We start from the raw sequence: 25,539 nt of genomic DNA, 5'->3' as shown, positions 1-25,539 counted from the left end.
AAAACCGAATCCGCCGACGCGTGAAGCCGCGCTCCCGCTTTGCTGGAGCAGGCTGAGCGCGCACCGCGAACCCATACCGAACGACCGGACACGCACGCGCGCTACCACCGCGACAATGTTCCGAAAGAACACGGCGAACGAACAATATGGAAGCTGGAGAAGTTTGCGGGAACCCGCGAGAGAAAACAAAAGGAAGGTGACGAGCCTGACCCTCGGCACTGGTGGAAAACGGCTGTGGCTGCTTCGTTCCCGACCTGACCAGGTTGACCATCCCTCCATGCGAGGAGGCCCGTCACGAAACATTCTATCATTGCCGCGCACATTGTGCGACTGTTAATACGAGCAAAACGCGAACGACGCGCCGGATCGGACAACTTTGCTCCGCGTCGCGCCGGACGTCCGTCGCGCAAAAGCCACCTTCGCGCGGCTCGCCACCCGCCCCTCGCGACCCCCTGCACTCCTGTCGCAACCGCATTAGCCCCACTGCCCTAATGAGTACTATCGCCCATCGGCAACGCATAGCGAATTAAGATACACTGCCAGTTGAAAGACCCGCACTGCGAGCCTTTCCGCGTATTGCGTAAAAACCCCGGCAGCTTTTTCAGCTTTTGCCGGCCATGCGCGGCAAGCCTGTGGCGGCGGCAAAGCGAACGGAAATTTTCCCTGGTTTTTGACGTATCGTGGCGAGCAATTCAGGCGGGCCTCGAACCGATCAGAGGTATTCATAAATGAGCGAACAAATCAAGCATATTAGCGACGCATCGTTCGAACAGGACGTCGTGAAATCCGATAAACCCGTGCTGCTCGATTTCTGGGCTGAATGGTGCGGTCCGTGCAAAATGATCGCGCCGATCCTCGACGAAGTCGCGAAGGATTATGCAGATCGCCTGCAAGTCGCGAAAATCAACGTCGACGAGCATCAATCCACGCCGGTCAAGTTCGGCGTGCGCGGCATCCCCACGCTGATCCTGTTCAAGAACGGCGCGGTAGCCGCACAGAAAGTCGGCGCACTGTCGAAGTCGCAACTCACCGCGTTCCTCGACGGCAATCTGTAAAGCAATGCCGCACTGCTTGCGAACCGGCACGGTTCGCAAGCACACCGGAGCCGGCGCATCAGGTCAACCTGATACCATCGCGCCCGCCAAACGTGCATGTTGTCAGCCGGCAACATGCACAATGACAAAGATGTCACGCCGCCGTACTGGCAGAAATTGGCGTGTGCTATGCTAGAATCCGCAAAACGTCGAAAAGACGTGTAAGTCTTTGAGCGCTCCGCTCACCCTCCTCCCAGAATTTCATTTCGTCGCACCTTCTCCTGCGGGTTCTCCGTATGCATTTATCCGAGCTTAAGACTCTGCACGTGTCCCAATTGATCGAGATGGCCAACGGCCTCGAGATCGAAAGTGCGAACCGCCTGCGCAAGCAGGAATTGATGTTCGCCATTCTAAAAAAACGAGCCAAAGCGGGCGACACGATCTTCGGCGACGGCACGCTTGAAGTGCTGCCGGACGGTTTCGGCTTCCTGCGTTCGCCGGAAACCTCCTACCTCGCCAGCACGGATGACATCTATATCAGCCCGTCGCAAATCCGCCGCTTCAATCTGCATACGGGCGACACGATCGAAGGCGAAGTGCGTACGCCGAAAGACGGCGAGCGCTATTTCGCGCTGGTGAAGGTGGACAAGGTCAACGGCCAGCCGCCGGAGGCCTCGAAGCACAAGATCATGTTCGAAAACCTGACGCCGCTGCACCCGAACAAGGTGCTGCTGCTCGAACGTGAAATGCGCGGCGAAGAAAACGTCACGGGCCGGATCATCGACATGATCGCGCCGATCGGCAAGGGCCAGCGCGGCCTGCTCGTCGCGTCGCCGAAGTCGGGTAAGACCGTGATGCTTCAGCACATCGCCCACGCGATCAAGCAGAACCATCCGGACGTCGTGCTGTTCGTGCTGCTGATCGACGAGCGTCCTGAAGAAGTGACGGAAATGCAGCGTTCGGTGGCCGGCGAAGTGATCGCGTCGACCTTCGACGAACCCGCCGCCCGTCACGTGCAGGTCGCCGAAATGGTGATCGAAAAAGCCAAGCGCCTCGTCGAAATGAAGAACGACGTGGTGATTCTGCTCGACTCGATCACGCGTCTCGCGCGCGCCTACAACACCGTCGTGCCGGCCTCGGGCAAGGTGCTGACTGGTGGTGTCGACGCCAACGCGCTGCAGCGTCCGAAGCGTTTCTTCGGCGCCGCGCGCAATATCGAGGAAGGCGGTTCGCTGACCATCATCGGCACCGCGCTGATCGAAACCGGCAGCCGCATGGACGACGTGATCTACGAAGAGTTCAAGGGCACCGGCAACATGGAAGTGCACCTCGAGCGCCGTCTCGCGGAAAAGCGCGTCTACCCGTCGATCAACCTGAACAAGTCCGGCACGCGTCGCGAAGAACTGCTGATCAAGCCGGAAGTGCTGCAGAAGATCTGGGTGCTGCGCAAGTTCATCCACGACATGGACGAAGTCGAGTCGATGGAATTCCTGCTCGACAAGATCCGCCAGACCAAGAGCAATTCGGAGTTCTTCGACATGATGCGCCGTGGTGGCGGCAGCTAACGAGCAGTACGTTGGCGCCGGCCCGATCGGCCGGTCACTGCCCCACAGGCCTGAAAAACCGCTCGCATTCGCCGAGCGGTTTTTTTTCGCCCGCGCGCCGCGCCAGCGGCTCAGCCCCGCACCGGCCCGCTGCCCGTCAACGCGCCCGTCAACATGTACGTGAACGTACACGTTGCAGTACAATGCCGGCAGTCTGTTCCTGCCGAGCATCGTTATGTCGAAGGACTCCCCCGCGCTATTGACCGTGCGCGACGCCGCCGAACGGCTCGGCGTCACCCCGCGCACACTGAAGTACTACGAGGAACGCGGCCTCGTCGCGCCCACCCGCAGCGAGGGCCGCTATCGTCTATACGACGAGGAAGATCTGAAGCGCTTCGCGCGCATCCTGCGGCTGCGTTCGCTCGGCTTCTCGCTGCACGCGATCACCGAAATGCTGAAGCGTCCCCTCGAACCGGTCGAGGGCGGCCATCGTTTCTCGACCGAATCGCTGCAGCAGATTCGCGATGCGATTGCGCGGCAGGTCGAAGCGCTCGACGCGCGCATCGAGACGATGCGCCGCGAACTGAAGGAAGCGCAGAAGCTGCGCGCGGAATTGAGCCCCGATCTCGACTATCTGGAACGGCGGCTGGCCGGCGAAAACGCCGACCAGTTGCTCGAGCAGCGTCGCAATGCGCAAACCGGGGCGAGCACGGCGCCCCGCCCTGCTGCCACGCCGGCATCCGCGAAGCCCGGCGGCACAGCGCGCCGCGCCGCCAGGACCCGCAACGCGTGATGAACGCGCCTTCGCCCCGCATCGCGTGGTTCAGCGCCGGCAAACTGCGTGGCGATTTTTTCCCGTGGGTGCTCGCGGTCGTCACCGGCCTCGACTATTTCGACAACGCGATCTTCTCGTTCTTCGCGAGCTATATCGCCGGCGGCATCAATGCATCGCCCGACGAACTGGTGTGGGCATCGAGCGCATACGCGGTCGCCGCGGTGCTCGGCATCCTGCAACAGGAGTGGTGGGTCGAGCGCTTCGGTTACCGGCGCTACGTGGCCGGCTGCATGCTGCTCTATTCGGCCGGCGCGGTCGCCGCGGCGCTCAGCGAATCCTCGATCGAACTCGCGGTCGCGCGCGGCTTTCAGGGCTACTTCATCGGCCCGATGATGGGCACCTGCCGCATCCTGATCCAGATGAGTTTCACGCCGCAGCAGCGTCCCACCGCTACCCGCGCGTTCCTGATCCTGATCGTGCTGTCGAGCGCGCTGGCGCCGCTCGTCGGCGGCCAGCTGGTCTCGCATTTCGACTGGCGCGCGCTGTTCGCGTGCACGGTCGCGCCCGGCGTGCTGTTCGCGGGGCTGGCGCTGCTCGCGCTGCCCGACGCCGGCGATCGCCTGCCCGAGGAGCGCGGCGCCGCGCACTTCTGGCCTTATCTGGTGTTCGCGTTCGCGCAAGGCGCGCTGCAGATCGTGATGCAGCAGGTGCGCTTCCAGCTGTTCAGCGCGTCGCCGGGGTTGATCCTGCTGACGCTCGCCGGCTGCGTCGCGCTCGGCTGGTTCATCTATCACCAATGGAATCATCCGGCGCCGCTCGTGCGCCTGCATGCGCTGCGCGAAAAGGTCTTTCAGGTCGGTCTCGTGCTGTACATGTTCTATTACTACATGACGACCGTGTTCAGCTATCTGATCTCGCGCTTTCTAGAAAGCGGGCTCGGTTATCCGGTCGAGAACGCCGGCCAGCTGGTCGGCGTGACCTCGCTGATTTCGGCGAGCGCGCTGTTCGTCTATCTGCGTTATGCGAAGCTGCTCACGCGCAAAAAGTGGATCATCGTGCCGGGCTTCGCGCTCGCCGCGTTCGCCGCCGCGTGGATGACGCGGATGTCGCCCGGCGTCGGCGAAGCGGCGCTGGTCGTGCCGCTGCTGCTGCGCGGCCTGCTGTTGCTGTTCATCGTGCTGCCGGTCGCGAACCTGACGTTCCGCATCTTCGCGATCGAGGAGTTCACGCACGGCTACCGCCTTAAGAACATCGTGCGGCAACTGACGATCTCGTTTGCGACCGCGTCGGTGATCATCGTCGAACAGCATCGGCTCGCGCTGCATCAGAGTCGCCTCGCGGAGTCCGTGAATCCGTACAATCCGGTGTTCCAGAACACGCTCGCGACGCTGACCCAGGGATTTGCCGCCGCCGGCCACGCGGCCACCGAGGCACATGCGCTCGCGCTGGCGTCGCTGAGCCGCACCGTCGCGCAGCAGGCAAGCTTCCTCGCGTCGCTCGACGGTTTTTATTTTCTGATCGGCGTCGCGATCTGCGGCGGGCTGTTCGCCGCGTGGCAAACACAGATCGACTAGGGGTGATGCACGCATGCTGTCGAAACTCACGCACTGGCTGGACGCGCGCCGCCGCGAGCGCGCGCTGCGCGACTATCCGATCGACGAACCGCTGTGGCAAGCGACGCTCGCCGGCCTGCCGTTTCTCGCTCATCTCGATGCGCCCGATCTCGCCCGGCTGCGCGAGCTGACGAGCCTGTTCATCGCGCAGAAGGAATTTTCGACCGCGCACGAACTCGAGCTGACCGACGCGATGACGGTCGCGATCGCCGCGCAAGCGTGTCTGCCGGTGCTGAATCTGAGCCTCGATCTGTACCGCGGTTGGGTCGGCGTGATCGTTTATCCGGGCGAGTTCGTGATCCGCAAGACCGTCGAGGACGAAAACGGCGTGGTCCACGAGGTCGAGCACGATGCGAGCGGCGAAGCGTGGGAAGGCGGCCCGGTCGTGCTGTCGTGGGAAGACGCGCAGATGACCGACGGCGTCGATGCGTACAACGTCGTGATTCACGAGTTCGCGCACAAGATCGACATGCTGAACGGCGAGGCGGACGGCCACCCGCCGCTGCTGCGCCGCTGGCACGCGCCGCTCGATGCGCAGGCATGGGCCGACGTGTTCGACCACGCGTACGACCAGTTCTGCGCGAAGATCGACGCGGTGCCCGAGCGCCGCTGGACGCGCTTCGAGCGCGAATCGCTGATCGATCCGTACGCGGCCGATCATCCGTCGGAGTTCTTCGCGGTGTGCAGCGAGGCGCTGTTCGTGAAGCCGCGGGCGTTCGAGGCCGAGTATCCGGAGTTGTATCGATTGCTCGCGCGTTTTTACCGGCAGGACCCGGCGCGCGTCGGACTAAGCTTCCCGCAGGCCTGACGACGGGGCGGTCCGCGAGCCGTGCTGAACCGCGCCGAAGCCTCGCGCCACGGCGGTTTGCAGCAGTGGCGCCGACGCCGGGATTGCGCTGCCGTCCGCGCTTGAACCGCACAGCGGCCCGAATAGAATCCGCTGGCAGAAAAATCGCCAAGGGACTGATTTTCTGGCATAATCGCGGTTTTTCGACCGTAGGCAAGTGGCTCGCGCCTGAAGGCAGCCTCATTCAAGGCTGCACGCGGGTTGGCTACCGCCAGATTAAAGGAAAGACCATGAAAGAAGGCATTCACCCGGATTACCGCGAAGTCCTGTTCGTCGATATGTCGAACGACTTCAAGTTCGTGACGCGCTCGACCATCCAGACGCGCGAAACCGCGGAATTCAACGGCAAGACCTACCCGCTCGCAAAGATCGAAGTCTCGTCGGAATCGCACCCGTTCTACACCGGCCAGCAGAAGATCATGGACACGGCCGGCCGCGTCGAGAAGTTCAACAAGAAGTTCGGCACGCGCGCTTCGGGCAAGGCAGCAGCGAAGTAATACCGCCGCGTCGCCGGCTTCCGGCCGGCTACGAAGCAAACAGAAAGGGCAGCGCGAGCTGCCCTTTTTTGTCGCCCGTGCTTTGCGTGGGCAGCGCGGCCGCTTACCTTGCAGCGCCACGCCCGGCACGGGCTGCGCACTGCCCGCCAATGCCGCACCCGCGCACATTGTGTTACAGGCTGCGCGATCACGTTGCGGGTCGTTACCGGCCGTGACGGGCGTCGCGCGGCACGACTACAATGCCGGATGCTCCAGACCGGCCAGTCCCGCCGGACCTGCCGTTCGGCTCCGGCCGCATCGCTTATTCAATACCCACACACCGCATGAGACCTGTCGTTCGCCTCACTGCCTCAGCGACCAGTGCGTTGCCGCGCTGGCTGCTGCTGACCATCTGTATCGTCTACGCATCGTTCGGCCTGTTCGGCCGCGATCCGTGGAAGAACGAGGACGCAGCCGGCTTCGGCGTGATGTGGACCATGGCCAACGGTGGCGCCCACGATTGGCTGCTGCCGAATCTCGTCGGCAAATACCTGACCGAGGACGGCCCGCTTGGCTACTGGCTCGGCGCCAGCGCGATCCGCTTGCTCGCGCCGTGGCTCGACGCGAGCAACGCATCACGCGTATTCACCGGCCTGCTGTTCTGCACCGGCTGCGCGTTCGTCTGGTACGCGGCCTACCTGCTCGGCCGCCGCGCCGAGGTCCAGCCGTTCAAATACGCATTCGGCGGCGAGCCGGAGCCGCGCGACTATGGCCGCACGCTCGCCGACGGCGCGCTGCTGATCCTGCTCGCGTGCTTCGGGCTCGCCGAGCGCGGTCACGAGACCACCCCGCAACTCGCGCAGTTCGTCTGTATCGCGATGCTCGTCTACGGGCTCGTGCGGATGATGGACAAGCCGATCCAGGGCGCGCTGATCTGGGGTCTCGCGATCGGCCTCGTCACGCTCGCGAGCAGCCCGGTGCTGGTCGGCGCATTGCTGGTCGGCACGCTCGCGATGACGCTGATCGTGCGCGAAACGCGCTCGCGCTGGCTGTTGCTCGCCGGTTTGCCGGTCGCGCTGGTGCTGGCGGTGTCGTGGCCGATCATCGCGCTGGCCGCGTTCCCCGTCGATGCGGTCTGGTATCTGAACCAGTGGGTCCACGTGAGCCTGAGCTCGTTCGCGGGCCCGCCCGGCTCGGTCGCCGGATATGCACTGAAAAATCTGCCTCTGTTCACATGGCCCGCGTGGCCGCTCGCGGTGTGGTCGTGGTTCAGCTGGAAGGGGCTGCGGCGCGCGCCGCACGTGGCGATTCCGCTGTCGGTGATCGCGCCGCTGTTCGTGCTGGTGGTGCTGCAAAGCCATCAGTCGAACCGGCTTTACATGCTGCTGCTGCCGCCGCTCGCGGTGCTCGCGACCTTCGCGCTGCCGACCCTCAAGCGCGGCGCGATCAACGCGATCGACTGGTTCGCGCTGCTCAGCTTCACGATCCTCGGCAGCTTCGTGTGGCTCGTGTACGTCGCCAGCCTGACCGGTTTCCCGCATCCGCTCGCGCGCAACCTCGCGCGCCTCGCGCCGGGTTACGTGCCGCAGTTCAAGATCCTGTCGCTCGTCTGCGCGATCGCGGTCACCGTCTGCTGGTTCGTGCTGGTGCGCTGGCGTCTCGCGCGTCATCCGAAGGTGCTGTGGCGCAGCGTCGTGCTGTCCAGCGCCGGCACCACGCTGATGTGGGTGCTGCTGATGACGCTGTGGCTACCGGTCGTCAACTACAGCCGGACCTATCGCGACGTCGCGCAGCAGATCGCCAGCCATCTGCCCGACGACTACACCTGTATCGCACCGGTGCGGCTCGGTAACGCGCAGATCGCAACCTTCGCGTATTTCGGCGACATGCACTTCGCGTTCGATCAGGACTGCGACGTGATCCTGCGGCAGGACACCCAGGAGTTCGGCGATCCGAGCGCGATGCCCGACTACATCTGGAAGCTGGTCTGGGAAGGCCGCCGCGCGGCCGACCGCGACGAGCGCTTCCGCCTGTACGTGCGGATCGACCGGCCGAAGCCCGCGCCCGGCGTGAAGCGCCGCAGCTGGCACAAGAAGCCCGACTGACGATGTTCGCCGACATACGGAAAATCGCCGCGCTCGCGTGGCCCGTATTGATCGGCCAGCTGGCCATCATCGCGTTCGGCGTGATCGATACGGCGATGGTCGGCCGCTTTTCGGCGGTCGATCTGGCCGCGCTCGGGCTGGGCTCGTCGATCTACGTGTCGGTCTATATCGGCCTGACCGGCATTCTGACCGCGCTGCAGCCGATCACCGCGCAACTGTACGGCGCGCGCCGCTACGCCGAGATCGGCGAGGAAGTGCGCCAGTCGCTGTGGCTCGGCGCGGCGCTGACCGTGCTCGGCTTTCTGATCCTGTTCTTTCCGGGCCCGCTGCTGAATCTGTCGCGCGTGCCCGATGCGCTGCACGAGCGCACGCTCGCCTATCTGCGCATTCTCGCGTTCGGCCTGCCCGCCGGGCTCGCGTTCCGGATCTACAGCTCGGTCGCCAATGCACTCGGCAAACCGCGGCTCGTGATGTTCCTGCAGGTCGCCGCGCTGCTGCTGAAAATTCCGCTCAACCTGTGGCTGATTTTCGGCGGCCTCGGCGTGCCGGCGCTCGGCGGGCCGGGCTGCGCACTGGTCAGCACCGTGCTGAACTGGACGCTCGCGGTGCTCGCCATGCTGCTGCTCGCGCGCGTCGACGACTTCAAGGCGCTCGGCATTTTCACGCAGTTCTGCTGGCCGGTCTGGAAGCGCCAGGCCGCGCAGTTGCGGCTCGGCATTCCGATGGGGCTGTCGTACCTGATCGAGGTCACCTCGTACACGTTCATGGCGCTGTTTATCGCGCGCTTCGGCACGACTACGCTCGCCGGCCATCAGATCGCCGGCAACATCGGCGCGGTGCTGTACATGACGCCGCTGTCGATCGGCATCGCGGCATCGACGCTGGTCGCCCAGGCACTCGGCGCGCACCGGCCGGAAGCGGCGCGCACGCTGTCGCGCCACGGCATCATGATGGCGGTCGTGATCGCGTGCTGCTACGGCGCGCTGGTGCTGGTGCTACGACCGTATATCGTCGGCGGCTACACGACCAACGCGCAGGTCGCGGCGGCGGCGTTGCCGCTCGTCGTGATCGTCGCCTGCTATCACCTGTTCGACGCGTTGCAGATTTCCACCGCGTTCGTGTTGCGCGCGTACAAGGTGGCGGTCGTGCCGACCGTCATCTACGCGGTCGCACTGTGGGGCGTCGGGCTCGGCGGCGGCTATGCGCTCGGCTTCGACACCACCGGTCTGACACCGCCGTGGCTGACCGGCGCACGCGGCTTCTGGGTCGCCAATACCGCGAGTCTGGCGATCGCCGGAGTGGGCCTGCTCGTTTACTGGCGGGTCATCAGTCGCCGCTATCTGCGTGGCGGCGCGGGTTTGCCAGTGGATTCGTCGGGCTGAGCAGTTTGAAGTAGTTACGTTAATCAGGCCGTTAGTTGCATTTGAATATCGGCCCCGCCATCCCGCAATTCGACCTGTCGATTATTTTCGCGCCTTCTATCCCTACTGATATCGACTGATAAACGCGGCGCTATTACATGTCTCGAAAAAGTTTTAAATATTGTCCGCCCTGATTTACTTGTCACGAATCGATCGGTATAAATCGTCCGCGTTCGCAAATTGGGCCTGCGATTTGTTCTATGCTTAAACGCGGCGCCCGCTGACAGAATGCGTCGTCCGTTCCCGGCTAACTTTTTTGCCCTCAATGGAGTGCTTGCCATGCTGAAAAAGCTTTTCATGCTTTGTGTTGCTGTGGCTTTGTCGCTGTCGGCCGGATTCGCCGCGGCCGTCGAAGTCAATACCGCCGATCAGGCCGCACTCGAATCGGTCAAGGGCATCGGTCCCGTGCATGCAAAAGCGATCCTCGATGAACGCGCGAAAAACGGCCCCTTCAAGAACGCCGACGATCTCGCCGCGCGCGTGAAGGGCATCGGCCAGAAATCGGTCGCGAACCTGGAAGCCGCCGGTCTGACCATCAACGGTTCGTCGGCGCCGCCGACCGGCGCGAAACCCTCGACGAAGAGCAGTTCCGCAGGCACGCAGGCAGCGCCGGCACCGGCCCCCGCTCCGGCCACGAAACCCGCCACCACGGCAGCGCCCGCGACCACCCCGGCAGCCCAGACGCCGGCCACAACGACCGCCACGACCGCCACGCCGGCTGCGCCCGCGGCGGCATCGGAAGCCAAAAAGTCGAAGAAGAAGAGCAAGGCCGCGGCCTCCGACGCGGCGGCAGCAGCCGCGCCGGCCGCCGCGACGGCCAGCGCGCCGGCTGACGCGTCGGGCGCCAAGGCTGCGAAGAAGAAGGCCAAGAAGAGCAAGGCGGCTTCGGCCGCCGCCGCGTCCGGCGCGTAATGCACGAGCGGTTGCACAGGCGCTGAAGCTGTCGCCCGCAACCGCCGCGCCGCTCCGCTCCGTTTCACTGCGCCACGCAACCGCGCGGCGCGTTCACCCGCCAGGCCGTCCCGCACGTGCCGGCATTCAAGAGAGACCGTCATGAGCCTACTCGACACAATCGGTTCCCTGCTCGGCAAATCGCCCGAAGGCGGCGGCCAGCAAGCATTGATCGCAGCCGCGCTCGAATTCGTCAACAACCAGCCGGGCGGCCTGAACGGCCTGATCCAGCGCTTCCAGGAAAAGGGCCTCGGCGATGTGGTGTCGTCGTGGGTCAGCAACGGCGAGAACCAGCCGATCGCGGCCGATGCGCTGCATAACGTGCTCGGCTCGCAGGCGGTGACCGACATCGCCGCGAAGGCCGGGGTCCAGCCGGACCAGGTCACGGGCCTGCTGTCGCAGATTCTGCCGCACGTCGTCAACGCGGCCACGCCGGACGGCCAGGTGCCGGCCGAAGGCCAGCTCAATGCGACCACCGTGCTCGGCGCGCTCGGCGGCCTGTCCGCCCTGTTCGGCGGCAACAAGGGCAACGCTTAAGTCGCCTTGCTCGCGCGGCGCGCGGCGGTGCCTGGCCGCTGCTCGCTTCGCCGTTCGGTCGCAGCTTACCGCGCCCAACCGCCGCGAACGCCTGCCGCAACACCGCGCGCCAAAAGAAAAGCCGGCAACGAAGTCTCCTTCGTTGCCGGCTTTTTAACGTCGAGTGCAACGGCGAACCTGCCGCCGTCGCGCCGCGTTACCGATCCGCCACGCTCAATGCACGACGCGTTCGAACACCAGCTTGCCGTCTTCGACGTCGACAGGAATCACATCCTTCGGGCCGAACTTGCCCGCGAGGATCAGCTTCGCGATCGGGTTCTCGATCTCCTGCTGGATCGCGCGCTTTAACGGCCGCGCGCCGAACAGCGGATCGTAACCGACCTTGCCGATGTGCTCGAGCGCGCCGTCCGACACCACCAGTTGCATCTCGAGCTTCGCGAGCCGCTCGTGCAGACGCTGCAGCTGGATCCGCGCGATCGACTGGATGTTCGAGCGATCGAGCGCATGGAACACGACGACATCGTCGATCCGGTTCAGGAACTCGGGCCTGAAGTGCAGCTTCACCTCTTCCCACACCGCGTCCTTGACCGCGTCCTGCGACTCGCCGACCATCGACTGGATCACCTGCGAGCCGAGGTTCGAGGTCATCACGATCACCGTGTTCTTGAAGTCGACGGTACGCCCCTGGCCATCGGTCATGCGGCCGTCGTCGAGCACCTGCAGCAGCACGTTGAACACGTCCGGATGCGCCTTCTCGATCTCGTCGAGCAGGATCACGCTATAGGGCTTGCGGCGCACGGCCTCGGTCAGATAGCCGCCCTCCTCGTAGCCGACATAGCCCGGCGGCGCGCCGATCAGCCGAGCGACGCTGTGCTTCTCCATGAACTCGCTCATGTCGATGCGGATAAGGTGTTCCTCCGAATCGAACAGGAACGACGCCAGCGCCTTGCACAGCTCGGTCTTGCCGACGCCGGTCGGTCCGAGGAACAGGAACGAGCCGTACGGCCGGTTCGGATCCGCGAGACCCGCGCGCGAGCGGCGGATCGCATCGGCGACCGCGCTGATCGCCTCGTCCTGGCCGACCACCCGCTCATGCAGCTTCGCCTCGATCTGCAGCAGCTTTTCGCGCTCGCCCTGCATCATCCGCGACACCGGAATCCCGGTCGCGCGCGACACCACCTCGGCGATTTCCTCGGCGCCGACCTGGGTGCGCAGCAGCCGCAAACGCTTCGGACTGTTCTGCTCCTCGGCCTCGGCACGGGTGACTTCCTTCAGTTGCGCCTCGAGCCCCGGCAGCTTGCCGTACTGCAGTTCGGCGACCTTCTCGAGCTTGCCTTCGCGCTGCAAACGGGTGATTTCCGCGCGGGTCTTCTCGATCTCTTCCTTCAACTGCGCGCTGCCCTGCACGGCCGCTTTTTCCGCGGTCCAGATTTCTTCGAGGTCCGAATATTCGCGATTCAAACGCTCGATTTCCTCTTCGATCAACTGAAGACGCTTCTGCGACGCTTCGTCCTTCTCCTTCTTGACCGCCTCGCGCTCGATCTTCAGCTGGATCAGGCGACGGTCGAGCCGGTCCATCTCCTCCGGCTTCGAGTCGATTTCCATCTTGATCTTCGACGCGGCCTCGTCGATCAGGTCGATCGCCTTGTCCGGCAGGAAGCGGTCGGTGATGTAGCGATGCGACAGCTCGGCGGCCGCGACGATCGCCGGGTCGGTGATGTCGACGCCGTGGTGCAGCTCATAGCGCTCCTGCAAGCCGCGCAGGATCGCGATGGTCGCCTCGACCGACGGCTCGTCCACCAGCACCTTCTGGAAGCGGCGCTCGAGCGCGGCGTCCTTTTCGATGTACTTGCGATACTCGTCGAGCGTGGTCGCGCCGACGCAGTGCAGTTCGCCGCGCGAGAGCGCCGGCTTGAGCATGTTGCCCGCGTCCATCGCGCCTTCGGCCTTGCCCGCGCCGACCATCGTGTGGATTTCGTCGATAAAGACGATGGTCTGCCCTTCGTCCTTCGCGATGTCGTTGAGCACCGCCTTCAGGCGCTCCTCGAACTCGCCGCGATACTTGGCGCCGGCCAGCAGCGCGGCCATGTCGAGCGACAGCACGCGCTTGTTCTTCAGCGTCTCCGGCACTTCGCCGTTGACGATGCGCTGCGCGAGACCTTCGACGATCGCGGTCTTGCCCACCCCCGGCTCGCCGATCAGCACCGGGTTGTTCTTGGTGCGGCGTTGCAGGATCTGGATCGAGCGACGGATTTCGTCGTCGCGGCCGATCACCGGATCGAGCTTGCCCGCGCGGGCGCGCTCGGTCAGGTCGATCGTGTATTTCTTCAAGGCTTCACGCTGGCTCTCGGCGTCCTGGCTATGCACCTGCGAGCCGCCGCGTACCGCGGCGATCGCGCTTTCGAGCGACTTGCGCGACAGGCCGTGCTCGCGCGCGAGCCGGCCGGCCTCGCCCTTGTCGTCGGCGACCGCGAGCAGGAACATCTCGCTCGCGATGAACGTGTCGTTGAGCTTCTGCGCTTCCTTGTCGGCCTGATTCAGCAGACCGGTCAGTTCGCGGCCGATCTGCACGTTGCCGTCGGTGCCCCGCACCTGCGGCAGGCGCGTGATCGCGTCGTTCAACGCGGTCTGCAGCGGCTGCACGTGGACGCCGGCGCGCGACAGCAGCGAGCGCGCGGAACCGTCCTGCTGCGCGACGAGAGCCGACAGCACGTGAAGCGGTTCGATGTATTGATTGTCATGCCCGACCGCGAGACTTTGCGCATCGGCAAGCGCTTCCTGGAATTTAGTGGTGAGTTTGTCGATTCTCATTAGAGACCTCCAATTTCGATTACCACCAAATTGAGGCGAATTATTAGGGTTTCAAGCGTTTTTTTGGCCTCGGGCGCAACTATTTGACATTTGAGAGAAACGTCTGTCGTGGCCCCGTTTTCACACGGCCGGCGCTGGAGTGCCGCCGCTGCCCGGACCGCCCGGCCCCGACTCCGCGCTCGCGAGCGGCACCAGCGGAATTCCGACGCTCAGCCCGAGCAGCGCCGCGAGCGGACTTTGCGGCTGCGCGACGTCGCCAATCGTATATCGATCGAGTTCCGCGAGAAACGCCCGGTTCGCCGCCTGCAACGCCCCGCGCAAACGGCAATGCGACGTGATCACACAGGCGCGCTGCGCGCCCTGGCGGTCCGGCAGACAGCCGACCAGCGCGAAATCGCTCTCCGTCAGCCGCACCACCTCACCGACCGTCACCGCACACGTTTGTGCGCTGAGCCGCAAGCCGCCGTTGCGGCCGCGCACGGTCTCGACCCAGCCCCGCTCACCCAGTTGCTGCACGACTTTCATCAGATGGTTCTTGGAAATTCCGTACGCTTGCGAAATGTCCTGAATCGTCGATAATCCGTCGCCCCGCACCGCGAGATAGAGCAGCACGCGCAGCGAGTAATCGGTGTAGTCGGTGAGTCTCATAAGTTCTGGTATGACGTGAAAAGCAACGATTCAGAGGGCCGCGATGGCGCGGATAACCGCGTCGATGCAAGGGTTGCCGCTACGGGTCCAACACCGCGACCTAACATGAGGAGCGGACGGCATCGGTCTTTAGTCATTGTGCATCGGCAATGGTAACGTTTCTCGCTTCGATCATTGATACGAAAAACAGGGGTTTCGAGCCTTTCTTCCGTTCGGCCGCGCCGGACCTCAGCCGTTTTGCGTTACCGGAGCCGCTCGCGCGCCACGCGCCACGCGGGACTCGAGGCCGCGGGGGGCGCGCAGCGGTTACCAGTCGTCGCGAGTCGTCGGCGTCAGAAATTGTATTTTTGTGGAATCCGTATGAATCCGTCTTTCCCCGCCGCGCCGCCGGTCGAGCGCGCGCCCGAACCCACCGACGAGAACATTCGCGCGCTCGTGTATGGCTTTTACGACCGGGTCCGCGCCGATCCGCTACTGGGCCCGGTTTTCGACGCGAAGCTCGCGGGCCGCTGGGACGATCATCTGCCGAAGATGTGCACGTTCTGGGGCAGCCTCGTGCTTGGCGCGAAGCAGTATCGCGGCAACGTGCAACAGGCGCATCAACCGCTCGAAGGCGTCGAGCCCCGGCACTTCAGCCGCTGGCTCTACCTGTTTCTGGATACGGTCGAATCGCGCTACCAGCCGGCCGCGGCGGTGCGCTTCATGGAGCCGGCGCTGCGGATCGCGCAGAGCCTGCAGCTGAGCCGGTTCGGCTGGGATTACAAGATTCCGCCGGAGCAGCAGGCGCTGCTCGAACGGGTCGCACCAAAGCGTCGGCCGCGCGATGACGACGACGCGCATCCATCGCGACCAGCCGGCGAGCCGTTTCCGGTGCCGATCATCGGGCGGTCGCGGGACGAGTGAGAAGGTTGGGTTGGTTTTGGCGCCGTACGCTCGGGTGCGTGGGTGCGTGGGTGCGTGAGTCCGTGGGCGACGCCGCGCGCTGCCGGCGGCAGCGAACGCCGATCTACTCCGCAGTCCGGTTCCCCGATTCGACACCCCAACGCGCGAGCGCGGCATCATCGGTCACGCGTGCGTCGACCCAGCGCTCGCCCGCGTCGGTCTTTTCCTTCTTCCAGAACGGCGCTTCAGTCTTCAGATAGTCCATCACGAATTCGCACGACGCGAACGCGTCGCCGCGATGCGCGGCCGTCGTCGCGACCAGCACGATCTGATCGAGCGGATACAGTTTGCCGACCCGGTGCACGATCAGCACCTCGATGCCCGGCCAACGTTCGCGCGCCCGCTCGATGATCGCCTCGAGCGACTTCTCGGTCATGCCCGGGTAATGCTCGAGCTCCATCGTCTCGACCGCGCTGCCCTCGTTCAGATCGCGCACCGTGCCGACGAAGCAGGCCACCGCGCCGATTTTCGGATTGCGCGCGCGCAGCGCGGCGACCTCGGCGCTGAGGTCGAAATCTTCGGTCTGGACGCGAACGGGCATGGACGACTCCTGAGGCTGTTGGCTAAAGGCAAACGCGGCAAACGCGGCAAACGCGCTGACTGCGAACGCGCGTTCAGCCGCCGGTAACCGGCGGAAAGAACGCGACCTCGCAGCCGTCGGTCAGGCGCGTGCTCGCGTCGGTCATCACGTGGTTGCAGGCCATTCGCAACGCGCGGCCCTCGGCCAGTGTCTCCGCCCACACGCCGCCGCGCACGCGTAGCCACGCGCGCACGTCGCCGACGGTCGCGATGCCGGACGGCAGCTCGACGGTTTCGTCGGCCAGGTTGAGCGCTTCTCGCACGCTCGCAAAATATCGGAGTTCAATCTTCATCGGATTAGCGCCGGTCCGAGTCGCGTCTGCCGCGACTCGCCGGCCTCAGTTCAGCAGTTCGGAAAACGGAATGAAGCGCACGGTCTCGCCGGCGCTGATCGCGTGGTTCGGCGGATTGTCGATCAGCCCGTCGCCCCGCACGGTCGACGTCAGCACAGCCGAGCTCTGATTCGGGAACAGATCGAGGCCGCCCGCCGGATTGACGCGCGCGCGCAGAAACTCGTTGCGTCGATCGGCCTTGCCCTGGGTGAAGTCGGCGCGCAGCGACAGCGCGCGCGGCGCGACCGCCTGCACGCCGGCGAGGCGCAGCACGAACGGCCGCACGAACAGCAGGAAGGTGACGAAGCTCGACACCGGGTTGCCGGGTAAGCCGATGAAGAAGGTTTCGGCGCCGGGGTCTGCGCCACGGTCTGCACCCGACTCCGCGCCACGGCGCACCGCGCCGAACGCGAGCGGCTTGCCCGGCTTCATCGCGATCTGCCACAGCGCGAGACGCCCTTCGGCTTCGACCGCCGGCTTCACGTGATCTTCCTCGCCGACCGACACGCCGCCGCAAGTCAGAATCAGGTCGTGCCCTTGGGCGGCTTCGCGCAGCGTCGCGCGAGTCGCGTCCAGCCGATCCGCGACGATGCCGTAATCGGTCACGTCGCAGCCGAGGTTCTCGAGCAGCCCGCGCAGCGTGAAGCGGTTCGAGTTGTAAATCGCGCCTGGCTTGAGCGGCTCGCCGGGCATTGTCAGTTCGTCGCCAGTGAAGAACACCGCGACTTTCACTCGGCGACGCACATCGAGCCGCGCGCAGCCGACCGACGCCGCCAGCCCCAGCGCCTGCGGCGTGAGCCGGGTGCCGGCCGGGAGGATCACCGAGCCCGCGCGGATGTCGGCGCCCTGCGCGGTGATCCACTCGCCCGCCTGCGGCCGATGCACGATCGTCACTTCGTCGCCGGCGGCCTCGGTCTGCTCCTGCATCACGACCGCGTCCGCCCCCGGCGGCACTGTCGCGCCGGTGAAGATGCGCGCCGCGCTGCCGGCCGCGAGCGGCGCCGGCGCATGACCGGCGGGAATCCGCTGCGACACCGGCAGGCGGCTGCCGTGCGCGAGATCGGCGATTCGCACCGCGTAGCCGTCCATCGCACTGGTGTGCATCGGCGGGACGTCGAGCGGCGACGTGACGTCGGCGGACAGCACGCGGTTCAGCGCGTCGAGCGTGGGGATCGTTTCCGTGCCGTCGATCGGGTGCGCGGCGTCGAGCAGGATCGCCAATGCCTCGCCGGTGGCGAGCATCGGGGCGCGGGGCGTGGGAGTGGACATCTGGGAGTTCGAAGCCGCGGATTAAAAGAGCATTGTAGCGGCCGATGCCATCAGCCTGGGCGGCCTGGCGTCATGGAGAGCTTTTTGTGTTTTTCGGTGCGGGGCGGCGGGGTTGCCGCAGCAACGCCCGCCCGTTTATCGTCCCGCGCGCGGCTTATGCGCCCGTGTTGGCGACGATGAAGTCCTTCACCCGCTGCACATCGGCCGGCACGACCTCGAAGCGCTGCGGCAGTGCTTCGAGTCCCGAGAATGCGGCCGGCCGTTCCGGCTCGCGCAGCAGCGCTTCACGGATCGTCTCGCCGAATTTGATCGGCTGCGCGGTCTCCAGCACGATCATCGGGATACCCGCTTGCAGGTGCTCGCGCGCGACCTTCACGCCGTCGGCCGTATGCGTGTCGATCATCGTGTCGTAACGCTGGAACACGTCGCGGATCGTCTCGACCCGGCTGTCGTGGTTGCTGCTGCCCGACACGAAGCCGAATTCCTTGACCCGCGCGAAGTCGCCGCTCGCCGCGAGATCGAAGCCGCCCTTCTCTTCGACGTCGCGAAACAGTTGCAGCACGCGCGCCGGATCGCGGCCGAGCAGATCGAACACGAAGCGCTCGAAGTTCGACGCCTTCGAGATGTCCATGCTCGGGCTGCTCGTGTGATACGTCTCGGCCGCCTTGCGCACGCGGTAGATGCCGGTGCGAAAGAACTCGTCGAGCACGTCGTTCTCGTTGGTCGCGACGACCAGCTTCTCGATCGGCAGCCCCATCATGCGCGCGATGTGCCCCGCGCACACGTTGCCGAAGTTACCCGACGGCACCGTGAACGACACGCGCTCGTCATTGCTCTTCGTCGCCGCGAAGTAGCCCTTGAAGTAGTAGACGACCTGCGCGACAACGCGCGCCCAGTTGATCGAATTGACCGTGCCGATCTTGTACTTCGCCTTGAACGCGTGATCGTTCGAAACCGCCTTGACGATGTCCTGTGCGTCGTCGAACACGCCTTCGACCGCGAGGTTGAAGATGTTCGGATCCTGCAGGCTATACATCTGCGCGGTCTGGAACGCGCTCATTTTCTTGTGCGGCGACAGCATGAACACGCGGATGCCTTGTTTACCGCGCATCGCGTATTCGGCGGCGCTGCCGGTGTCGCCCGAGGTCGCGCCGAGGATGTTCAGCGTCTCGCCGTGCTTGGCCAGCGCGTACTCGAACAGGTTGCCGATCAGCTGCATCGCCATGTCCTTGAACGCGAGCGTCGGCCCGTTCGACAGTTCGAGCAACGCGAGCGGCGCGTCGTTCTCGGTGCCGAGCGTCTTGAGCGGCGTGATCTGCGCGGCGCTTTCGTCGTCGCGCACGTTGCAGTACGTGGCGGCCGTGTAGGTCTTGCGGGTCAGCGCGCGCAGGTCTTCGGCGGGAATGTCGTCGCAGAACTTCGACAGGATCTCGAATGCGAGATCCGCGTACGGCAGCGTGCGCCAGCGCGTGAGTTCATCGGCGCTGACGCGCGGGTACGCGGCCGGCAGATACAGGCCGCCGTCTTTCGCGAGGCCGCCCAGCAGGATGTCGGAGAAGGTATGGCGCTCGCCGGCTCCGGCGCCGCGCGTGGATAGGTAGTTCATAGTTCGGCCTAGTTCAGCGCTTCCATGCGCAGCTTCGTGACTTGCGAGACGACGGTGCTCAATGCCTCGATCGACTTGATCGCGGCGTTCAACTGCTTTTCGACCGTGACGTGCGTGATCAGGATGATGTCGGTCTCGCCCTTGCCGTTCGCGTCGACGCGCTCGGATTCCTTCTGCAGCAGCGCATCGATCGAGATGCCGCTGTCCGCGAGGATGCGCGTGATGTTGGCGAGCACGCCGGTCACGTCGGCGACGCGCAGACGCAGGTAGTAGCCGCTCGTCACTTCGTCGATCGGCAGGATCGGCGTGTTCGACAGGCTGTCAGGCTGGAACGCCAGATGCGGCACGCGATGCTCGGGGTCGGCCGTATGCAGGCGCGTCACGTCGACCAGATCGGCGACCACCGCCGAGGCGGTCGGCTCCGCGCCGGCGCCCTTGCCGTAGTACAGCGTCGGGCCCACTGCGTCGCCGTGCACGACGACCGCGTTCATCGCGCCTTCGACGTTCGCCAGCAGACGCTTTTCCGGAATCAGCGTGGGATGCACGCGCAGTTCGATGCCCTTGTCGGTGCGGCGCGTGATGCCGAGCAGCTTGATGCGGTAGCCGAGCTCTTCCGCGTAGCGGATGTCGATCGCGGCCAGCTTGCTGATCCCTTCGACATACGCGCGGTCGAACTGCACCGGCACGCCGAACGCGATCGCGCTCATGATGGTCGCCTTGTGCGCGGCGTCGACGCCTTCGATGTCGAAGGTCGGGTCCGCTTCCGCGTAACCGAGTTCCTGCGCGGCTTTCAGCGCGGTCGCGAAGTCGAGCCCGCGGTCGCGCATCTCCGACAGGATGTAATTAGTCGTGCCGTTGATGATGCCGGCGATGTACTGGATCCGGTTCGCGGTCAGCCCTTCGCGCAGCGCCTTGATGATCGGAATGCCGCCCGCCACCGCCGCCTCGAACGCGACCATCACGCCGTTGGCGCGCGCCGCCTCGAAAATCTCCGTGCCGTGCACCGCGAGCAGCGCCTTGTTGGCCGTGACCACGTGCTTGCGGTTCTTGATCGCGCGCAGCACGAGGTCGCGCGCGATGCCGGTGCCGCCGATCATTTCGGCGACGATCGCGATCGTCGGATCGTCCACCACCGCGTTGAAGTCATCGGTCAGCGCAACGCCGGCGGCGTCGGCGCCGAGCGCCGCGCTCGCCTTGGCCGGATTGCGCACGGCGATGCGCGCAATCTCGATGCCGCGGCCCGCGCGACGTTTGATTTCTTCCTGATTGCGGCGCAGTACCGTGAAGGTGCCGCTGCCTACCGTGCCGAAGCCCAGCAGTCCAACTTTGATCGGTTCCATGCAGCGTGTGTTTCGAGTAAATGATTAAAAAACGGGAGTCGGGAGTGGCGCGCGTCGCGCCACATCGTACGCGAGGCTGGCTCAGGCGGTGTGACGTTTGCGGTATCCGTCGAGGAAGCGCGCGATCCGGTTGATCGAATCGGTCAGGTCGTCGACGTTCGGCAGGAACACGACGCGGAAGTGATCCGGCGTCTTCCAGTTAAAGCCGGTGCCCTGCACGAGCAGCACGCGTTCGGCCAGCAGCAGATCGAGGATGAACTGCTGGTCGTTCTGGATCGGATACACCTTCGGGTCGAGGCGCGGGAACATATAGAGCGCCGCCTCCGGCTTCACGCAGCTGACGCCGGGAATCGCGGTCAGCATGTCGTACGCGAGTTCGCGCTGCTTGTACAGGCGCCCGCCCGGCACGATCAGGTCGTTGATGCTCTGATAGCCGCCGAGCGCGGTCTGGATCGCGTACTGGCCCGGCACGTTCGGGCACAGCCGCATCGATGCGAGGATGCCGAGGCCTTCCAGATAGTCTTTGGCGAGCCGGCGATTTTCGCCGGTCAGGCCCGAAATCGCCATCCAGCCGGCGCGATAGCCGCACGAGCGATAGCTTTTCGACAGGCTGTTGAAGGTGACGGTGATCACGTCTTGCGACAGCGACGCCATCGACGTATGGGTCTTGCCGTCGTAGACGATCTTGTCGTAGACCTCGTCGGCGAAGATGATCAGCCCGTGCTGACGGGCGATTTCAATCAGGCCGAGCAGCAGTTCGTCCGAATACAGCGCGCCGGTCGGGTTGTTCGGGTTGATCACGACCAGCGCGCGGGTGTTCGGGGTGATCTTCGCGCGGATGTCGTCCAGATCGGGCATCCAGCTGTTCGACTCGTCGCACGTGTAATGCACCGGGGTGCCGCCCGCGAGGCTGACGCCGGCGGTCCACAGCGGGTAGTCGGGAGCCGGCAGCAGCACTTCGTCGCCGTCGTTGACGAGCCCCTGCAGCGCCATCACGATCAGCTCGGACGCGCCGTTGCCGATGTAGATGTCGTCCAGTTCGACGCCCTGCACGCCCTTTTGCTGGGTGTAGTGCATGATCGCCTTGCGCGCGGCGAACACGCCTTTCGAATCCGAGTAGCCCGACGAATTCGGCAGGTTGCGGATCATGTCCTGAATGATCTCTTCAGGCGCGTCGAAGCCGAACGGCGCGAGATTGCCGATATTGAGCTTGATGATCCGGTGGCCCTCTTCTTCGAGCCGCTTCGCATGTTCGAGAACGGGCCCGCGAATGTCGTAGCAGACATTCAACAATTTGTTGGATTTGAGAATCGGTTTCACGGCGGGCACTTCATCCTGGTTGGTGGCTTGGGCAAACCTTGGGGCTGACGCGGCGGGGTCGCGCGGGTTGGCGCGGGTCGGATCGAGCAGCGGAAAAAACGGCTCGGAAACGCAACGAAAAGCGGGCGCGGCCGACGCAGGTAGCCGGTGGGCCACGACGATGCTCAACCGCAGCTTGTGACGGCACTTGAGCGAGGGGCGCCGCAAGGCGGCTAAAAAGTTATAATTTAGCGGATTTTGGCCGACTTCCGCAATGCACCAACCGCATCGGCAAGCCTTTTCGGCCCCCCTCGTGTGTCAAGCGGGGAGTCAGGCGCGGAGTCAGGCGGGCAGTCGCGCGCGGCAAACCGCGCGGTCGGCGCCGCGCCGAACCCGGCCGGCTTTTCGCCCTGACGTCTCACGACGACTTCGGAAAACCAATTTGAAATTACATCAGGATTCGAGCGGCGCGCTGAACACCGTTACCGGCTACGGCGCCGACTACGTCGAAATCAATCTGGTACGTCACTCGGGCAGCATTCTCGTGCTGCCGGACACGCCAGTCATTCGCTGGCCCGTCTCGTCGTTCGAGCACTTGAGCGCCGAGCACTTCGCGATGCTGATCGAGGCCGCGCCCGAGGTCGTCGTGTTCGGCACCGGCGAGCGGCTGCGCTTTCCGCACCCGCGCCTGACCGCGGCGCTGACCGCAAAACGCATCGGCGTCGAGGCGATGGACTTCAAGGCCGCCTGCCGCACCTACAACATTCTGATGGCCGAAGGCCGCAAGGTCGCCGCCGCGTTGCTGATCGAAGCCTGAGCCGGGCGCCCACGCGCCGGCCCAGGCCGGCACGCGGCGCCGCCCGTCGCGCACCACCGCGCCGCCCGCGCGCGGCATCGATAACAAAAAGGTTGAAATTGATGAACGATACGCCATCGAGGCTACCGCTCAACCGCACCACGATCCTGCTGCTGGTGCTCGCGCTTGCCGTAATCTGGTTCGTGCCGCTCGGCTGGCGCCATCTGCTGCCGAGCGACGAAGGCCGCTACGCCGAAATGGCGCGCGAAATGTTCGTTACCGGCGACTGGATCACGCCGCGCTACAACGCCTACAAGTACTTCGAAAAACCGCCGCTGCAAACCTGGGCGAACGCGCTGACGTTTGCATGGTTCGGGCTCGGCGAATGGCAGGCGCGCCTGTACACCGCGCTGACCGGCTTTGCCGGCGTGCTGCTGATCGGCTTCACCGGCGCGCGGCTGTTCAACACCGCGACCGGCGTGTTCGCGGCTCTGGTGCTCGCCTGCTCGCCGTACTGGAATCTGATGGGCCACTTCAACACGCTCGACATGGGCCTGTCGTTCTGGATGACGCTCACGCTGTGCGCGCTGCTGCTCGCGCAGCGCCCCGCGCTGCGCCCGGCGTGCGCGCGCGGCTGGATGTGGGTGTGCTGGGCGTCGATGGCGCTAGCGGTGCTGTCCAAGGGGCTGGTCGGCGTGATCCTGCCTGGCGCGGTGCTGGTGCTGTACACGCTGATCGCGCGCGACTGGGCGTTGTGGAAGCGTCTGTATCTGATCAGCGGACTGGTGGTGTTCTTCGCGGTCGTGACGCCCTGGTTCGTGCTGGTGCAGCAGCGCAATCCCGAATTCCTGAACTTTTTCTTCGTCGTCCAGCAGTTCAGGCGCTATCTGACGCCGGAGCAGAACCGCCCGGGCGCGTTCTACTACTTCGTGCCGGTGCTGCTGGTGGGCTTCCTGCCGTGGCTGTCGGTGAGCGTGCAAAGCGTGCGCCACGCGTGGCGCCAGCCGCGCCAGCCGAACGGCTTCGCGCCGGTCACGCTGATGCTCACGTGGATCGTGTTCATCTTTCTGTTCTTCAGCGCGTCGCATTCGAAACTGCTGTCCTACACGCTGCCGATCGCCCCGCCGATCGCGATGCTGATCGGCATGTACCTGCCGCTCGTCACGCGCGAGCAGCTGCATCGCCATCTGGCCGGCTATGCGCTGTTCTTCGTGGCCGCCGCGTTCGCCGCGCTGTTCCTGCCGCGCGCCGGCAGCGCCCGCAACCCGGCCGAGCTGTATGCCGAGTTCCGCGGCTGGGTGCTCGCCGCACTCGCGGTCGCGTTCGTGCTGACGCTGGTCGCGCTGTGGCTCAATCGCCGCGGGCTGGCCGGCGGCGTCGGCAAACGCGCCGGCCTCGGCGCGCTGACCGCGTTCGGCGCGGCGTGGCTGCTGCTCGGCACGATCGCCGGAACCGGCCACGACGTGTTCGGCCGGCTCAGCTCGGGCGCGCCGCTCGCCCCGGCGATCAAGGCCCAACTCGCGAAGCTGCCGCCGGACACGCCGTTCTACTCGGTCGGCGTGCTCGATCACACGCTGCCGTTCTACATCGGTCACACGATGATCATGGTCGAGCACCCGGACGAGCTTGCGTTCGGCATCTCGGTCGAGCCGCAAAAATGGGTGCCGACCATCGACGCATGGATCGAGCGCTGGAAGGCCGAGCGCTACGCGCTCGCGCTGATTCCGCCGTCGACCTATGACCGCCTCGTCCAGCAGGGCCTGCCGATGCAGGTGATCGCGCGCGACTCGCGCCGGGTGGTGGTGATGAAGCCGCTGCCGGCGGGCGGTGCCGCGGGCGCAGCTGCCGTGTCCGCTCCGGCGGCCGAGGCGAGCGCACCGTTGACCGCGAGCGCGCCGCCGACCGCGCCCGCCGAACCGGCCTCCGCGCCCATCCCGGCGTCGCCGGCCCACCCCTAACTACGAAAACCCGAACGTTCGATGAACCCGATTTCCCTCTTCTGCATTCTGGCCGGCGTGACGCTGAACGCCGGCGCGCAACTGCTGCTCAAGGCCGGTACGAATGCCGTTGGACACTTCGAATTCACCCGTGCGAACATCCTGCCCATCGGCTTCAGGCTCGCGACGCAGCCGCCGATCATCGCCGGCCTCGCGTGCTACGTGGTCAGCGTGGTCGTGTGGATCGTCGGGCTGTCGCGGGTCGACGTGTCGATCGCCTATCCGATGCTGTCGCTCGGCTACGTCGTCAACGCGCTGGCCGCGTGGTACCTGTTCGGCGAAGTGATGTCGGTGCAGAAGCTGGTCGGCATCGGCATCATCCTCATCGGCGTATTCGTGCTCGCGCGCAGTTGAGCACGCGTCGTCGAGCAGGACCATGCCGGCAGCGCGCGGCGCCCCGCCGGAAAAGGCAGCGCGGGAGCGGCCGGAAGCGGCCCGAAGCGGCCGCACCCCGCCGCCACGCGCAGGAACCGGGCGGCCTGCGAGCCGCCTAAGCCAGACGTAAGGTGGGCCGCGGTATGCTATGCGGTTGCGCGTTTCAGCCGTGGCCTTGGGTTTGCGCGTACTTTGTGGTTTACTTCGCGCCCGTCGGGCTGAGCCCCTATCAATCGAGCGAT

General features: G+C 65.2%; 21 protein-coding genes, 1 other RNA gene and 1 pseudogene. 14 read left to right on the top strand and 9 right to left on the bottom strand.

The features are described from left to right. Positions 1–195 precede the first annotated feature (195 nt). Positions 196–294: signal recognition particle sRNA small type (gene ffs, locus LJ656_RS01895), an RNA gene on the bottom strand. 434 nt (positions 295–728) lie between these two features. Here ffs and trxA point away from each other — a divergent pair. The 10 genes and pseudogenes from trxA to LJ656_RS01845 form a co-directional block, all read left to right on the top strand. Next, positions 729–1,055, top strand: coding sequence for a thioredoxin TrxA (gene trxA / locus LJ656_RS01890; RefSeq protein ID WP_013089343.1), 327 nt, complete (start codon positions 729–731; stop codon positions 1,053–1,055). Between the two features lie 275 nt (positions 1,056–1,330). After that, the gene (gene rho, locus LJ656_RS01885; protein ID WP_008921615.1) at positions 1,331–2,599 is read left to right on the top strand and encodes a transcription termination factor Rho; all 1,269 of its coding nucleotides are present in this window, start codon (positions 1,331–1,333) and stop codon (positions 2,597–2,599) included. Between the two features lie 214 nt (positions 2,600–2,813). Further along, complete coding sequence (locus LJ656_RS01880; RefSeq protein WP_230507574.1) at positions 2,814–3,371, top strand: MerR family transcriptional regulator; 558 nt, start codon at positions 2,814–2,816, stop codon at positions 3,369–3,371. After that, a complete protein-coding gene (locus tag LJ656_RS01875; protein WP_230507573.1) occupies positions 3,371–4,927 on the top strand; it encodes an MFS transporter in 1,557 nt (518 codons plus the stop codon). The genes LJ656_RS01880 and LJ656_RS01875 overlap by 1 nt, the downstream gene beginning before the upstream one ends. Positions 4,928–4,940: 13 nt before the next feature. After that, complete coding sequence (locus LJ656_RS01870) at positions 4,941–5,774, top strand: M90 family metallopeptidase (protein WP_230507572.1); 834 nt, start codon at positions 4,941–4,943, stop codon at positions 5,772–5,774. A 269-nt stretch (positions 5,775–6,043) separates the two neighbouring features. Further along, entirely contained in the window at positions 6,044–6,310 is a 267-nt protein-coding gene (locus LJ656_RS01865; RefSeq protein ID WP_230507571.1) for a type B 50S ribosomal protein L31, read from the top strand. Between the two features lie 323 nt (positions 6,311–6,633). Further along, positions 6,634–8,394: an ArnT family glycosyltransferase gene (locus LJ656_RS01860; protein WP_230507570.1), complete on the top strand. Its 1,761-nt coding sequence runs from the start codon at positions 6,634–6,636 to the stop codon at positions 8,392–8,394. A 2-nt stretch (positions 8,395–8,396) separates the two neighbouring features. Next, on the top strand, positions 8,397–9,776 hold the full coding sequence (locus LJ656_RS01855) for an MATE family efflux transporter (protein WP_230507569.1): 1,380 nt from the start codon (positions 8,397–8,399) through the stop codon (positions 9,774–9,776). Between the two features lie 318 nt (positions 9,777–10,094). Then, positions 10,095–10,727, top strand: coding sequence for a ComEA family DNA-binding protein (locus tag LJ656_RS01850; protein ID WP_230507903.1), 633 nt, complete (start codon positions 10,095–10,097; stop codon positions 10,725–10,727). A 114-nt stretch (positions 10,728–10,841) separates the two neighbouring features. After that, positions 10,842–11,303 (top strand): annotated as a pseudogene (locus LJ656_RS01845) (YidB family protein); the annotation flags it as partial. Positions 11,304–11,516: 213 nt separating this feature from the next. Here LJ656_RS01845 and clpB read toward each other — a convergent pair. Together clpB and LJ656_RS01835 are read right to left on the bottom strand one after the other, a co-directional pair. Continuing rightward, entirely contained in the window at positions 11,517–14,114 is a 2,598-nt protein-coding gene (gene clpB / locus LJ656_RS01840) for an ATP-dependent chaperone ClpB (RefSeq protein ID WP_230507567.1), read from the bottom strand. 120 nt (positions 14,115–14,234) lie between these two features. After that, positions 14,235–14,762 carry an Rrf2 family transcriptional regulator gene (locus LJ656_RS01835; protein WP_230507566.1) on the bottom strand — a complete coding sequence of 176 codons (528 nt, stop codon included), beginning with the start codon at positions 14,760–14,762 and terminating at the stop codon, positions 14,235–14,237. A gap of 360 nt (positions 14,763–15,122) precedes the next feature. On the opposite strand from LJ656_RS01835, the gene LJ656_RS01830 reads away from it, so the two are divergent. After that, a complete protein-coding gene (locus LJ656_RS01830; RefSeq protein WP_230507565.1) occupies positions 15,123–15,665 on the top strand; it encodes a group III truncated hemoglobin in 543 nt (180 codons plus the stop codon). 103 nt (positions 15,666–15,768) lie between these two features. On the opposite strand, the gene moaE is transcribed toward LJ656_RS01830, so the two are convergent. The 6 genes from moaE to LJ656_RS01800 form a co-directional block, all read right to left on the bottom strand. Beyond that, entirely contained in the window at positions 15,769–16,245 is a 477-nt protein-coding gene (moaE, locus tag LJ656_RS01825; protein WP_230507564.1) for a molybdopterin synthase catalytic subunit MoaE, read from the bottom strand. 73 nt (positions 16,246–16,318) lie between these two features. Beyond that, positions 16,319–16,576, bottom strand: coding sequence for a molybdopterin converting factor subunit 1 (gene moaD, locus LJ656_RS01820; protein WP_230507563.1), 258 nt, complete (start codon positions 16,574–16,576; stop codon positions 16,319–16,321). 45 nt (positions 16,577–16,621) lie between these two features. Next, positions 16,622–17,857 carry a molybdopterin molybdotransferase MoeA gene (locus LJ656_RS01815; protein ID WP_230507902.1) on the bottom strand — a complete coding sequence of 412 codons (1,236 nt, stop codon included), beginning with the start codon at positions 17,855–17,857 and terminating at the stop codon, positions 16,622–16,624. A gap of 181 nt (positions 17,858–18,038) precedes the next feature. Then, positions 18,039–19,490 (bottom strand): threonine synthase, encoded by a 1,452-nt coding sequence (gene thrC, locus LJ656_RS01810; RefSeq protein ID WP_230507562.1) that lies wholly within the window; start codon positions 19,488–19,490, stop codon positions 18,039–18,041. Between the two features lie 8 nt (positions 19,491–19,498). Next, positions 19,499–20,830 carry a homoserine dehydrogenase gene (locus tag LJ656_RS01805; protein ID WP_230507561.1) on the bottom strand — a complete coding sequence of 444 codons (1,332 nt, stop codon included), beginning with the start codon at positions 20,828–20,830 and terminating at the stop codon, positions 19,499–19,501. A gap of 81 nt (positions 20,831–20,911) precedes the next feature. Next, positions 20,912–22,159 (bottom strand): pyridoxal phosphate-dependent aminotransferase, encoded by a 1,248-nt coding sequence (locus LJ656_RS01800; RefSeq protein ID WP_329958781.1) that lies wholly within the window; start codon positions 22,157–22,159, stop codon positions 20,912–20,914. Between the two features lie 412 nt (positions 22,160–22,571). Here LJ656_RS01800 and LJ656_RS01795 point away from each other — a divergent pair, with 412 nt between their 5' ends. The 3 genes from LJ656_RS01795 to LJ656_RS01785 all read left to right on the top strand — a co-directional run bounded on the left by LJ656_RS01795 (position 22,572) and on the right by LJ656_RS01785 (position 25,276). After that, entirely contained in the window at positions 22,572–22,946 is a 375-nt protein-coding gene (locus LJ656_RS01795) for an Mth938-like domain-containing protein (RefSeq protein ID WP_230507559.1), read from the top strand. A 101-nt stretch (positions 22,947–23,047) separates the two neighbouring features. Next, positions 23,048–24,883, top strand: coding sequence for a glycosyltransferase family 39 protein (locus tag LJ656_RS01790; protein ID WP_230507558.1), 1,836 nt, complete (start codon positions 23,048–23,050; stop codon positions 24,881–24,883). A gap of 21 nt (positions 24,884–24,904) precedes the next feature. Further along, on the top strand, positions 24,905–25,276 hold the full coding sequence (locus tag LJ656_RS01785) for an SMR family transporter (RefSeq protein WP_230507557.1): 372 nt from the start codon (positions 24,905–24,907) through the stop codon (positions 25,274–25,276). The last annotated feature ends 263 nt before the right edge of the window (positions 25,277–25,539 follow it).

It is taken from the genome of Paraburkholderia sejongensis (assembly GCF_020880815.1).
Classification (GTDB): Bacteria; Pseudomonadota; Gammaproteobacteria; order Burkholderiales; family Burkholderiaceae; genus Paraburkholderia; species Paraburkholderia sejongensis.
This window is presented reverse-complemented; position numbering and strand designations above follow the sequence as displayed.

Excerpts from the sequence above, each read along its gene's own strand:
- trxA (WP_013089343.1), top strand. The coding sequence starts at position 729 with ATGAGCGAACAAATCAAGCATATTAGCGACGCATCGTTCGAACAGGAC.
- rho (WP_008921615.1), top strand. The coding sequence starts at position 1,331 with ATGCATTTATCCGAGCTTAAGACTCTGCACGTGTCCCAATTGATCGAG.
- LJ656_RS01880 (WP_230507574.1), top strand. The coding sequence starts at position 2,814 with ATGTCGAAGGACTCCCCCGCGCTATTGACCGTGCGCGACGCCGCCGAA.
- LJ656_RS01875 (WP_230507573.1), top strand. The coding sequence starts at position 3,371 with ATGAACGCGCCTTCGCCCCGCATCGCGTGGTTCAGCGCCGGCAAACTG.
- LJ656_RS01870 (WP_230507572.1), top strand. The coding sequence starts at position 4,941 with ATGCTGTCGAAACTCACGCACTGGCTGGACGCGCGCCGCCGCGAGCGC.
- LJ656_RS01865 (WP_230507571.1), top strand. The coding sequence starts at position 6,044 with ATGAAAGAAGGCATTCACCCGGATTACCGCGAAGTCCTGTTCGTCGAT.
- LJ656_RS01860 (WP_230507570.1), top strand. The coding sequence starts at position 6,634 with ATGAGACCTGTCGTTCGCCTCACTGCCTCAGCGACCAGTGCGTTGCCG.
- LJ656_RS01855 (WP_230507569.1), top strand. The coding sequence starts at position 8,397 with ATGTTCGCCGACATACGGAAAATCGCCGCGCTCGCGTGGCCCGTATTG.
- LJ656_RS01850 (WP_230507903.1), top strand. The coding sequence starts at position 10,095 with ATGCTGAAAAAGCTTTTCATGCTTTGTGTTGCTGTGGCTTTGTCGCTG.
- clpB (WP_230507567.1), bottom strand. The coding sequence starts at position 14,114 with ATGAGAATCGACAAACTCACCACTAAATTCCAGGAAGCGCTTGCCGAT.
- LJ656_RS01835 (WP_230507566.1), bottom strand. The coding sequence starts at position 14,762 with ATGAGACTCACCGACTACACCGATTACTCGCTGCGCGTGCTGCTCTAT.
- LJ656_RS01830 (WP_230507565.1), top strand. The coding sequence starts at position 15,123 with ATGAATCCGTCTTTCCCCGCCGCGCCGCCGGTCGAGCGCGCGCCCGAA.
- moaE (WP_230507564.1), bottom strand. The coding sequence starts at position 16,245 with ATGCCCGTTCGCGTCCAGACCGAAGATTTCGACCTCAGCGCCGAGGTC.
- moaD (WP_230507563.1), bottom strand. The coding sequence starts at position 16,576 with ATGAAGATTGAACTCCGATATTTTGCGAGCGTGCGAGAAGCGCTCAAC.
- LJ656_RS01815 (WP_230507902.1), bottom strand. The coding sequence starts at position 17,857 with ATGCTCGCCACCGGCGAGGCATTGGCGATCCTGCTCGACGCCGCGCAC.
- thrC (WP_230507562.1), bottom strand. The coding sequence starts at position 19,490 with ATGAACTACCTATCCACGCGCGGCGCCGGAGCCGGCGAGCGCCATACC.
- LJ656_RS01805 (WP_230507561.1), bottom strand. The coding sequence starts at position 20,830 with ATGGAACCGATCAAAGTTGGACTGCTGGGCTTCGGCACGGTAGGCAGC.
- LJ656_RS01790 (WP_230507558.1), top strand. The coding sequence starts at position 23,048 with ATGAACGATACGCCATCGAGGCTACCGCTCAACCGCACCACGATCCTG.
- LJ656_RS01785 (WP_230507557.1), top strand. The coding sequence starts at position 24,905 with ATGAACCCGATTTCCCTCTTCTGCATTCTGGCCGGCGTGACGCTGAAC.